This is a genomic window from Olivibacter domesticus (assembly GCF_900109575.1).
In the GTDB taxonomy this organism is placed as follows: domain Bacteria; phylum Bacteroidota; class Bacteroidia; order Sphingobacteriales; family Sphingobacteriaceae; genus Olivibacter; species Olivibacter domesticus.
The window spans coordinates 2,240,120-2,252,390 of record NZ_FOAF01000001.1; the positions used below are offsets into that span (position 1 = coordinate 2,240,120).

The 12,271-nt window shown below is 38.4% G+C and carries 10 protein-coding genes and 1 tRNA gene; 4 read left to right on the top strand and 7 right to left on the bottom strand.

Going from position 1 to position 12,271, the window contains the following annotated elements:
* The first annotated feature begins 363 nt into the window (after window positions 1-363).
* Window positions 364-2,256: a serine hydrolase domain-containing protein gene (locus tag BMY50_RS09790; RefSeq protein WP_093322948.1), complete on the top strand. Its 1,893-nt coding sequence runs from the start codon at window positions 364-366 to the stop codon at window positions 2,254-2,256.
* A gap of 54 nt (window positions 2,257-2,310) precedes the next feature.
* Window positions 2,311-3,423 (top strand): helix-turn-helix domain-containing protein, encoded by a 1,113-nt coding sequence (locus tag BMY50_RS09795; RefSeq protein WP_093322951.1) that lies wholly within the window; start codon window positions 2,311-2,313, stop codon window positions 3,421-3,423.
* 229 nt (window positions 3,424-3,652) lie between these two features.
* Here the strand turns inward: BMY50_RS09795 and BMY50_RS09800 are convergent.
* Window positions 3,653-3,726 (bottom strand) — tRNA-Pro (locus BMY50_RS09800).
* A 152-nt stretch (window positions 3,727-3,878) separates the two neighbouring features.
* Window positions 3,879-4,886, bottom strand: coding sequence for a quinone oxidoreductase family protein (locus BMY50_RS09805; RefSeq protein WP_093322954.1), 1,008 nt, complete (start codon window positions 4,884-4,886; stop codon window positions 3,879-3,881).
* A gap of 168 nt (window positions 4,887-5,054) precedes the next feature.
* Between BMY50_RS09805 and BMY50_RS09810 the strand changes: the two genes are divergently transcribed.
* Entirely contained in the window at window positions 5,055-5,423 is a 369-nt protein-coding gene (locus BMY50_RS09810; RefSeq protein WP_093322957.1) for a winged helix-turn-helix transcriptional regulator, read from the top strand.
* 69 nt (window positions 5,424-5,492) lie between these two features.
* Here BMY50_RS09810 and BMY50_RS09815 read toward each other — a convergent pair whose 3' ends face one another.
* Complete coding sequence (locus tag BMY50_RS09815) at window positions 5,493-5,783, bottom strand: Smr/MutS family protein (protein WP_093322960.1); 291 nt, start codon at window positions 5,781-5,783, stop codon at window positions 5,493-5,495.
* A gap of 179 nt (window positions 5,784-5,962) precedes the next feature.
* On the opposite strand from BMY50_RS09815, the gene BMY50_RS09820 reads away from it, so the two are divergent.
* Window positions 5,963-7,078 (top strand): glycoside hydrolase family protein, encoded by a 1,116-nt coding sequence (locus BMY50_RS09820; protein ID WP_202907777.1) that lies wholly within the window; start codon window positions 5,963-5,965, stop codon window positions 7,076-7,078.
* A gap of 37 nt (window positions 7,079-7,115) precedes the next feature.
* On the opposite strand, the gene BMY50_RS09825 is transcribed toward BMY50_RS09820, so the two are convergent.
* The 4 genes from BMY50_RS09825 to BMY50_RS09840 all read right to left on the bottom strand — a co-directional run bounded on the left by BMY50_RS09825 (window position 7,116) and on the right by BMY50_RS09840 (window position 12,227).
* The gene (locus BMY50_RS09825) at window positions 7,116-8,363 is read right to left on the bottom strand and encodes a hypothetical protein (RefSeq protein ID WP_093322963.1); all 1,248 of its coding nucleotides are present in this window, start codon (window positions 8,361-8,363) and stop codon (window positions 7,116-7,118) included.
* A gap of 25 nt (window positions 8,364-8,388) precedes the next feature.
* Window positions 8,389-9,639, bottom strand: a complete 1,251-nt coding sequence (locus BMY50_RS09830; protein WP_162276572.1) for an alginate export family protein — start codon at window positions 9,637-9,639, stop codon at window positions 8,389-8,391.
* A 67-nt stretch (window positions 9,640-9,706) separates the two neighbouring features.
* A complete protein-coding gene (locus BMY50_RS09835; protein WP_093322969.1) occupies window positions 9,707-10,381 on the bottom strand; it encodes a response regulator transcription factor in 675 nt (224 codons plus the stop codon).
* A 1-nt stretch (window position 10,382) separates the two neighbouring features.
* Window positions 10,383-12,227 (bottom strand): sensor histidine kinase, encoded by a 1,845-nt coding sequence (locus tag BMY50_RS09840; RefSeq protein ID WP_093322972.1) that lies wholly within the window; start codon window positions 12,225-12,227, stop codon window positions 10,383-10,385.
* Window positions 12,228-12,271: the final 44 nt, after the last annotated feature.

Sequence of the window (12,271 nt, forward strand, 5' to 3'; positions counted from 1 at the left end):
AAAACAACCAACACACTATAAATCAGTTAATTAAAATCGCAAACACCTATTAAATAACCGCGCACTAGAAGGATATAACATTACAACTAGCACTTGGCTGCTTTATTTTAAAGTTTGTTTGCCGTGGACGAAAGATTTTACATAGAAGCAGATATGAAAGTACCTGGGGATTGGGTAACTTTTATGCTCTTCTTCAATGATTAATCTCAAATCATTTACGCGCAGCAGAAACCTACAAAAGTCTTTCAAAGAGACATATCGCACCAATAGTTTTCATTGAACCATCGCATTTTTTTAGTTCGGTTGGATAACAGCGAACCAAACTAGAGTGAGACTAATGTACTTTGACAAAAAATAACGACAATGAACAAGCGTAAAACATCATTTTTAACCCTATTTTTCATGGTATTGTTATGTAACATGGTTAATGCCCAACGGCAGCATGAGAGTTCTCCGATAGCGGAAATAGACCAATTGCTCAAAAAAATCGATACCGTTCTGCAAAAAGAACACATACCCGGATTGATGATTTCCATCGTAAAGAAGGACAGTATCTTGTTTTCGGGAGGATTGGGATATGCCGATTTAGAGCAAAAAATAAAAGTTGACCAGACAACGCAATTTCATCTGGCATCCATTACAAAATTCTTTGTAGCAATGGGTATCCAAAAATTAATAGCAGAAGGTAAGCTAAAGCTCAACGACCGATTGCAGTCAATCGCGCCCGAGATTCCCTATACCAACAAATGGGAGTCTACGCACCCTGTAAGACTCGTTCATTTGTTAGAACACACTGCCGGATTCGAGGATATACAATTGAATAAAATGATAAATACTACCGGAAAGCCGCTAACAGGGATAAACAAAGTAAAAGCAGTAGAGAGCTCGCTGAATTCCCGTTGGAAACCTGGCGAAAGGATGTCCTATTCAAATCCGGGATATAACGTTTTAGGATACATAATAGAGAAAGTATCGGGCATTTCCTGGAATGCGTATATCCAACAGGCGCTGTTTAAACCATTAGCGATGAATAACACCCTGTTTGATTTAAGTGGCGAACGTCAACAAACCTATGCTAAAGGGTATGACTTTAGTAATGGAAGCTATACATTATTACCGTTTTATATGCCCAGTAGTAACGGAGCCTCAAGCGCCCTGGTGTCGAATGCAACAGATATGGCTAAATTTATGCATTACCTCCTAAATGTAAACACAAACAACCACATTGATTTACTTAGTGGAAATGATATTTTGGAGATGGAAAAAGTCCATAGTACATTAGCTAGTCAGCACGGATTACAGACTGGGTATGCTTTGGGCAATGATCTATTTCCGAACAACAAAAAAGTAACATTTAGAGGGCATAATGGCAAAGGTGAAGGCTTTAGCTCCTGGATATTTTTTAACCGGGAGGCCGGTATGGCATATACGATCTCTGCCAATTGCAATACAAACCTCTGGCCTGTATCCCAGCTTATTGAAGATTTTTTAACCAAGGATATTGCATACCCTACTATGAATAGTATAATGATAGATAAGTCGAAAATAGAACCTATGCTGGGATATTATCAATTTATGAATCCCAAGAATGAACGATGGGAGTTCTACAGAAGAATATTCGGAGGGATTAAACTGTTGTCCATTGACGAAGACAAACTTATTGTCGATAGAGGGCGTGGACAGATAGATTCCTTAATACACATGGGAAATGGTATCTTTCGATTAAAAGGAAATATAATTCCTTCGTGTGTTATTGGGCACGACCATGGGGGTCACCCTTTCTTTCAGGGTTATGGTAATAGTTTTTACAGTAAAACAATTTACCTACCAATTCTATTGCAAAAAATCCCTGTTTATCTCGGGTCGATTGCTGCCCTACTATCTATCATCTACGCGATTGTCGGGATACCCTTAGCCTTATTTAAAAAACTAAAAATAATAGACCTTTGCATAGTTCTTTTACCCGCTCTGGGCATTGTCTGTTTTCTGGCTTCCTATCGTCTATTGGGGACAACAGACGCGGTCAACAAGGAACTGTTTACATCTGCGAATAGTACAAGTATCTTCATTTTCGCAGGTATGCTTTTTTTCGGAATCAGTGTTATGATTGCAGCATATTTATTGTACAAACGTTGGCATCAAATTAAAAAAAAATGGATAAAGTTTCCCTTGGTTTTTAATATTATATTCTTGTTTTATCTAGCGATGTTATTTTCAATACACGGTTGGATCGGGATTCCTATCTGGAGTATGTAATTTATAATCTTAGCGGAAATATCCTAAATTTACGGAAACAGTCCAAATTATCTGATGTCCGAAATAAATACTTTAGCTATTTTTTACGCCTTTTCCGGAGGAGCGTCATGGCTGCTTGGATCGTTATCCTTTCTCGGTGTCAATCGGGTAAATACCAAGGCCGACCGATGGCTTGGAGCATTCTATTGTATTTTGGCCTGTACATTTACCAAAATCTTCTTTGAGGAATTTAATGTTGGCGGCGGATTTCTGCTACATCTACTTGAACTGCCAACATGGGCAATGTTTCCGTGTCTTTATATGGCGATAAATTATTTTGTAACGCCTTCTACAGCCAAAAAAGACTGGCATCTGCATTTTGTACCTTTCCTGCTTTTCCTTATATTTTCTCTGGTCTACTTAATGCCAAATATCTTCAATAGGGAAAACCAGCTACCAGTATTACCTCCGTGGATACAGTTTATCGTCCGGTATTTCTTCTCTGGCCAGATGGTTTATTATTGGATCGTTTGTTTCGCGTTGCTCCGCCGTCACCAAAGGAACTTAAAGATGGTCGCTTCATTTACCGAAAAAATAGATCTGGAATGGCTTAGGTACCTATTGATTTCCGTATTATTCTTCATTCTCATCCGTATAGGGAGTATAGCTAATATTCACGTAACTTACTACTCCCCTATTCTATATTTTTTGGGAATAATCCTTTTGGCCTATTCAACACTTACTCAAAAATCAATTTATACTATCGAAACCTATCAACCTTCGGAGAAAGACGAAATCACAGCAAAAAAGACGCTAAATGAACGACTTACCACAGAACAAGTGGAGGAACTCAAATCCATAGTCACGCAAAAAACAGTCGACGAAAAACTATACCTCGACTCAAGCCTGACACTTTCAGTCCTTTCAGCTAAAATTGGTATCAGTACTCATGAACTCTCCTACGTCCTTAATAACGGACTTGGTAAGAACTTTTATCAGTTTATAAACGAACTGCGAACGGAGGAAGCAAAATTATTGCTATTATCGGAGGACACCAAGCATTTAGATCTGCTCGGTATTGCGATCAGAGCTGGCTTCAATTCCAAAACAACCTTTTATACTACCTTTAAAAAAGCAACTAACCTCACTCCTAAAGAATACATTAAAGCAAAATCAAAGGTTACTTGACCACAATGCTGTTCATTTGCATCCATCCGAATTTCTTCTAATCGCTCAAGCAAGCTTGGCTCTCACAGGATTACCTCGCTCCGCTCGGTGATCCTGTAGGAGGGAGATGACAGACCAAAAGGCAGCGCACTACGTGCGCTACCTTTTGTTATTTTATACGCTCGCTCAAGCAAGCTTGGCTCGCTATAAAACAACAAAAGCCCTTGCCTTCGCAAGAGCTTTTTATCTGTCGGGGTGGCAGGATTCGAACCTACGACCTCCACATCCCAAATGTGGCGCGATACCGGGCTACGCTACACCCCGATCTTAGTATCACTTTCAATGAGGTGCAAATATAGGTTTAAGTTTGAAATTGTCAAATGTTAATGAGCACATTAAAAGTAACTCACTGAATTAAAATAGGATAATTTTCACCGGTCACCAAAAACTGCACCTAAAAGCCCGTCGAGTAGAGTCTAGCGTTTGTGTATCATAACTAACTTATTCCCTTTGCTTAGATTTTTTTCTAAAATTTCATGTGCCTCTTTAACCGTTTGCACGTTAAAATCTCCTACCACTTTTATTGGTGGCGGACAAATAAGCTCCCTTTTTAAAAAATCGACAACTGATTTTAATTGGTTCCCGTAGTAAGCTAAATCACCCTGCAATGAATAAGCATAATTAGATACATTAATAATTGTTGCACCTTTATCAAATAACTTGGCTCGGGCACCGATCGTCGTTAAGGCCGTAACATCCATATAATAACCATTAATAGCCAACAGAGATGCACAAATCTCAGACATATGATCCCCTACGAGGTCAATACAAGCTTTAAAGAGATTGTTTTGATTAATCCGAAATATTTCTTCCTTTAATTTTGGATGTTTATAATCGATGATGCGATCGCTTGAAATACCGAGTGCCAGCAGTTTACTTCTGCTTTCTTCATTACCAGCCGTTACCACAATATTTAAATATCCATTTGCCAACAATAATTTTGTCAGCATCAGACCAACCCCACCGGCTGCTCCGCTTACAAAAATTGAATCACCGGCGGATAAAGGTAAACGATTAATACACTGGATTGCTGTCAGGCCAGCAACAGGGATGGCAGCAGCTACTTCATAACTTAAGTTAGTTGGTTTATGTACTACTACCGCTTCTGGAACGCTTATATGGGATGCATAGGTACCATTAGAGCCCATACTTCCTGCAGCAGCCAATACATCATCTCCTTCTTTAAATTTTTTCACATCTGAACCTATTTTTATTATCCGACCGGAAAATTCACGCCCCAGTATAAATGAACGCATTTTTTTACTTTCCGGCCTTCCTTGCCGCATTTGATAGTCAATCGGATTAAAAGCTGACGCTATAATCTCAACTAACACCTCCTTTTTTCCTATCTTTGGTAAAGGGATTGCTTCATCGAGCAAAAAATTTTCCACTCCCCCAAAATTCTTCAATTTAATTGCTTTCATACTTAATGAATTAATAATCTCCTAAGGGTAAAATACTGCTTTATCTTGTCACCCATTCGTTTTTCCTAATTGAATTTATCGCAGACCTCAAAAGTATGTCGCTTAAGCGTTATATTTGTTATGGGTTAACTCCAAGTAAGTGGTTACCTTGAGTTAACTCTTCTCATTATGGCAACTATTACAGATAAAGAAAAAATACGTGAGGCGAGCTGCCAAGAAGAATTGGTAGCCATGCGAGACAGCATCGAAATACTTGGTGGTAAATGGAAACTTAGAATTATGCGCTATTTGGCTAACCGCATCGCACAAAAAAATCATTTCAAAAAAATATTGCGGGAAATTGATGGCATCTCTGCAAAGATGCTTGCAAAAGAATTAAAAGATCTTGAAATAAATTTGTTGATTACCAGAACCGTTCAGGAAACGAAACCAATTATGGTTGAATACGCCATTACAGAGTACGGCAAGACCGTTTTACCCGTCACGGAAACACTCGTTCAATGGGGGTTGAACCATCGGCAAAGAATTAAAGAATAACAATGCTCCGCCCCCCAAAGTGATTTGGCTATCAACCAAATTCAACAGGCTCTAAAGGTATATATCCGATTAAACCAATGATACCACCACAATATCTTCGTTAAAAAAAGATGGTTCAAAACGTCGTATTTTTCCACGGTTTAGATAGGTCTGTAACTCCTCGTACACACGATTCTTCAAGAGGCCCCTTCCTTGACCATGAATAAACCTGATTTCCTTACAGTTATCGGCGATAGCTTTTTCCAATACGCTTTTCATCCTTTCGATGCTAAATGCGAGCATCTCTTCGCCACTTAATCCGTTGGTATTACGCATAAAAGCCCCAAGATGAAGATCGACCTCGATCGTTTTATTATTCATTTTACAAAATTATTCATTTGCGTTAGAATAGCTATTCGGCTTTTTATAAACTGCTATTTTTTTATCAATATATGCGATTCATTCTTCCTTGGCTAAATGGATGTTTGTGCCAAAAACAACTAAAGATTGATATTTTTTGTTAAAATTGTAAAAATATAAACCCAATCTCTTTACGTAATATGAATCTACCTTCTAGAAGATCTTTTATTAAAAACACTGTAGGAGCAGCTTCGCTTCTTTTGATTAACAACAACATTTTCGCGAAGGAGGTAAAAGAGCTATCCCTTCCGGAGCGTATGCTACCAGCGCCTTTAAATGGTGGTTTTCGTATGGAAAATTATTGGGTATGGGATCCTTCGATAGTGAAAGGAGAAGATGGTCTCTATCATATGTTTGCCTCTCGATGGTCTAAAGATTATGGCTTTGGCAATTGGGTTACTAATTCAGAAATTGTAAGAGCAGTTTCTCAACATCCGGCAGGTCCTTATGCTTTTGCAGAAGTTGTATTGCCTGCTCGTGGTCCAAAGTTTTTTGATGGACGTACTACCCATAATGCCCGGATTATAAAAAGTGGCGACTATTATCTGCTATATTACTTCGGGAATACGTATCCCGGTCCCGATCCCGAACCAGGTATTGATGTATGGGGAAACGGATTGGCACAAAAGGCGTGGATGAATAAGCGCATTGGATTGGCGTGGTCCAAATCAGTTTTTGGGCCCTGGCAACGGAGTGAACAGCCTATCCTGGAGCCTAGACCAGGGCATTGGGATGCTTCAATTACCTCCAATCCTTCTCCGGTTGCTTTACCAAACGGTAGCATTTACCTGATGTATAAATCATCGCAAAAAGATCATAATCCCCCTTTACTACTGGGCGCAGCAGGTGCCCGCTCTTTTCAGGGTCCTTACGAACGTCTTGCCGACAAACCATTGTTCGAATTTCATTCAAAAGGACAAATGGATAACGATGTAGAAGATCCTTTCGTGTGGTGGGCTAACGACCATTATGAATTAATTATGAAAGATCGATTTGGGCATATCTGTGGTGAAGAAGGAGGTGGTATTCATGCACGGTCTAAAGATGGTATCAAGTGGAAACTTGCTGATCCTATAAAAGCTTATTCCCGACATATTTTGTGGGAAGACGGCAGTAAGACCAGACAAGCCAACTTCGAAAGACCTTTCCTATTGTTCGAGGATGGCAAACCCACACATTTATTTGCTGCAACGGGCTCGGGAAGTAGACCTTATGAGCTTGAAAATTCTTGGAATATGGTCATTCCATTGAAATGAAAACAATTACTTTTAAGATCTAAGGTGATCTAAGGTCCTAAAATTTAAGTGTCTTATAATAGAGTTTACTCAATTCAATCAACATGGCTGGCAAAATTTCTTTGTGGACCATTTTTGCGTATGAATAATAAACGGTGCTATTTGGATTAAACTCTTTCGCATAAAGTAAGTGATAAACAGGCTGATGGTGATGATGTTGCTCCGTGCTTTTCTGTATCACAATACTAGTAAACCATAATTTATCTTCAGTAGTTTCAATGGTATAAGTGAGCCCGTGCGTACTGATATCCTGCTGATCCAATTCTTGAACCAGGTATCTTTTCAACAAGAGAGCCTCTTCATCAAGTACAGGTATATGCCAATTTAATTCCAAACTGGAGTGCCTCATATTGATTCCCATTTGGCCCATTAATTTTTCCCAAGATAATTGATCAGCAGCATTAATCCCTTTAACAACAAATGATTTCCACGGACTGATATAGATATAAGCAGGACCTGTTTGCATACATAACTGGCAAGCTTTCCGTAAAAAAGCAATATCAAATTCATTATTCCGCCAATATAACCCCAACCAGAGTAAGCTTTCATCCACGTTATTTAATCCTTCATAGTACGGAAAAAGGCTATTGGGTAATCTCAACTCGACTTTAGAGACAATACTATCTATCTTTAAGTATTCAGCCAAACCAACAATTAGGTCAGCTAGCAATGATTTAGGACTTTTTACCAACCTATTTTCTACATATCGGCTAAGTTTGGATAAGTCAGCACTACGAATAAGCGTAGGCCATTTTTCTAATCTATTTCGATTATGCTCATTACGGATATATAGGTACCAATAATCAGCACGTTCGGCCGCAATATAATTCAGATGCCCCGTAAATAAAGGCACCATTGATTGCTTCGGGTCGGTAATATTGATCTTTAACCTTGGCGTAAAATCAAAGCTCTTCAGAATTGAAAGATACTTATCTAAATTAAGCCAGCTCGTATTGGCCGTAATATCTAAAGCGATAGCACTGCTCACGATGTTCTGATAGGCATCTCTTTTACCGTATTCAAAATCAACATGATGAGTTGTTAGGTACTTTTCTATTCGCGGCAGTATACTGGGCTCAACCGGAAATAAAATATCCTCTCTTGATCCAAAATGAACAAAATAATTACCGGCCATTTCCGAGGCCTCTAAAACCGTCATGAAAATCTGGGGCGTGATCATGCCCCCCTTTACAAACACTCGAACCAATTGATTACGATCATAGGTTACTGAAAGGTCTCCTGTCATGGTATTTTAATTTCTCAACAGCATGCTAGTGTTGAAATATCATCGGTTTAATCGTTAACATAAGCCAGGCCCATGAAGATTGTCCATTTTTTTGATCTACCTGCTTCAGCACAGCCATGCTTGACGTATAAAATAAATGTGAATACCCCCCTTTAACATTAACAGATTCGGCTAAGTCATAAGAAAAAGTTAAATCTAATTCTGTTCCTAAATACTTATTTTTATTATTGTTAGCAGCATCAACAATTCCCGCAGTAGCTGCAAAACGGTGCCCATCCAATGATAAGATCCAATCATTCTTTGACCAGCTTGTTCTCAAAAATACATCATTTAGCCCTTTATTTCCATGACCATTTCCAACATAAAAATAATCCATATATCCATAAAATTTATGATGGGTACCATACAAAGGATCAAAAGCTTCATTGTTACTAGTGGTAGCTTTATCACCGCTTAAATAGTCGGCTCCAAGTTCAAATTTAAAATGTGTACGCTTCAAAGCTACACTCAATGAAGCCATATAGGCGCGCTTGTTAGCCCCCGTACTATTCTTGCCCATTTGATAATAATATTCAGCAGAAAATATAAGGGACGATAACGATGCCTGACTGTAAAACCCACCCGTTTGCATATAATACGATGTATCAGGTGCATATTGTCTGCTTTCGTTTAAAATAAGCATAGAGGCATAGATCTTCTTAAAATCTTTATGAAACCAAGCAAATTGAAAAGACTTATAATTATTTAAGCCTCGGTAATACGTTTCTGCAAGCTTAGTTGGTTCAGGGCTGTTACTATCCTGATTAAATGCAGCACCGAGATGCAGTCTACTCGTTTTACCATTATATTCATATTTTAACAAATCATGGCTCCTACCTTGCTGTGCCCAATCCAAATTACCTAAAATACGCGCATTATCATAATCAAGTTCCATTCTCCCTACCAAGAACCGCTGTTCAGGATTAAATTTATAAGCGGCCCAAGCTTGCTGAAAACTGGTTAATGCTTTATCTGTTTTACCTGCCTGGTCCGTATTGCCCCATATACGGACATCCTGAGGAACAAGCATAAGATCTATTTTTTCACTATGGAATTCAACATATAATCTAGATCGCTGTTCGATAAAAAACGCGGGGTTGGCATTTTCAGGCAAAGGACTTTTAAATCCATTTCGCCATTCAGCCCTCGGCCTTATTTCAGCTGTCAATTTAAATTGTGCAAGCGCATCTGGGACAAAAATTATCACTGTAAATAAAAGCGTAAATACTAGCTTCATAACCATTATATTTTTTAAGTAAAAAAACGTAAAAAATACAACAATAACAAGTAAATTTACTTAAAAACTATACTAAATTTTCTTTTACTGCTTTATTAACCATGTCTACTGCATTGTTCACACCTAATTTCTTCATTATGTTAAATCGGTGTGTCTCTATCGTACGTATACTTTTGCCAAGTAGATCAGCAATATCTTTATTGTGTTTGCTATTTATAACCATACTCAATATTTGCTTCTCCCTTTTGGAAAGTCCGTAGGCTTCTGAGGAGACATTTTCGGTATTGTTAATGCTATTCCTTTTTTGCTGGGTTCCGCCACCTAACAGCTGATTTGCTAAAATATTAGAGACAGCCCCACTATAATACCTTACACCATTATTAATCTGCTTTAAAGCCTTTATAAATTCGACCCTATCCGTGTCTTTTAATAAATAACCCCAAGCACCTACCCTTAATGACTGCAAAACATAATCCTCTGTATCGTGCATGGATAACATGACTACCTTAGTGTTTTCGAGCTTGCCTGCTAGGGCTTCACAGGCCTCTAAGCCATTCATTTCGGGCATTCGAATATCCATAATGGCTAAATCAGGCTGCAATTCTCGTGCGCGTTCTACAGCCTGTAAGCCGTTATCTGCCTCTCCAACCACTATGATTTCTTCATCCGCCTCTAGCATCGCCTTGATACCATTACGCACCAACACATGATCATCCGCTAAAAGCACCGTAATTTTACTCATATTAAGTATTTCCTGGTTTATTAACCAAAGGTACAAAAAGCTTTACAATTGTGCCTACACCAAGATTAGATTCGATTTTTAATTTCCCATTAATATACGTAGCTCTTTCTTGCATATTCAAAAAGCCATGACCAAATTCTACATGAAATATATCAACCGATTTACTTTCAAAGCCAACACCATAATCCCTAATAGTGAGTACGAGTTCATTTTGATCATGTTCCATGATTACTTCAACCTTTGGAGACTCGGCATACTTTATGGCGTTATTCAAGGCCTCCTGCACAATTCTATAAATGTTATTTTCTATTTTAGGAGACAAGCGTTTACTAAAATCCGTCCTGTTCTCGAAAATCAGCTGATTATTGCTCAGTTTATCAATTTCAAGCACCAAGTTTTTTAAACCCGCAGCTAGCCCATAATCACTTAATACAGGAGGTTTTAGGTTAAAAGTCACTACTCTTACCTCCTTGATAATATCCTTTGTCAGCTTGTTAATATCTATTAATTTCTGCTCAGCCTCTTTTTCTTTTGTAAGATCGATAGATGCCATGTGAAATTTCAGCGAGGTGAGTTGCTGTCCTATTCCATCATGTATGTTCATCGCAATCCTTTTCCTTTCTTCTTCCTGTCCCTCTAGTACTAATATTGATCGGAATTTTTGTTCATTTACCTTTCTTTCAATTTCCGCCCTATCTTTTTTATACATATTCTGTTCAGCTAACCTTCTCGGGGTCATATCTGCTCCAAAAACATGCAGCTCGTCCACTTCATTATCATGACCATAGATAGGCACAATACTCACATCCATATAATGCTTGTTCTTCGAACGATCATTATAGATAAGCTCTTTATGCCAATTTTGTTGATTTGCTACCGTATCAATCAGCTGTTCATTAAAATCATCAGCAGGCTCACCGGCTAAACCAAAAAGGTGCGCAATACTTTTAAATGCGACATCATTTCCTAAAAATTTATGGATATATTGGTCGGTAACATAATAAACATTACCTCCGCGATCAGCTTTTGCAATCAACCTTGGTAAGGCCACCGGTAACGTAATGCCAGATATACGTTCATACGATTCTTCTAAAGAGGCATATAACGCGCCAATCTCCTTACTCATCTGCTGTGCATCACTTTCTGACCTGATAAGTTTAAGCAAGGTATCATTAACTTTCCTTGTAGTTGGTATGAAAATGAGAAATATTTCGAGGACAATAATACTCAACGATACCGCCAATAAGATATATTCTGTACGTTTTAATTGCAGGATCTTCTGTGAAGCTATGTATTCAAATGCAGATACAATGGCATCCATATGCTGCAAGAACAATCCTTCATGCTGTAGAATTGTTTGCACATTGGCCGCTAGCAAAGGATAAACTACATCCGCCTTGTTTTCTATTTTCCTACACAGCTGGGTACTTGCTAGAAATATGCTATCGAAGGTTGGTTGATTGTCTGTAAACAATTGATTGACAAAAGCATTTTTATTAATAGGCAATGCTAAACTATCATTACCATACCGTAAACTACGGTTATTTCTATCCCACTCTTTATTTGCTGTTTTTAATTCATCAAGTAAATGTAGACGTCCTTCTTGAGAGTTGATCTCATTCAGTCTGAGTGCTAATTTGCTGATCTGCTGACTGAGCATTCGCTGCCTGCCAGCTAAGTTCACAATACGCGCATCACTCTCCTGTTCACGTAAATGTTTCTGCACTAAAAATTGCCCAAGAACAATGCTTAACGCAATTGTACTCAGTGCTAACAGGTAATAAATCCTTAGTTTACTAAATTGGTCTTTCTTATATTCTATTCGCACGGTTTGTTCGGCATTCATTTGCTTACCCTCAAAGCTACTAAATATTCACCATCCGCAATATA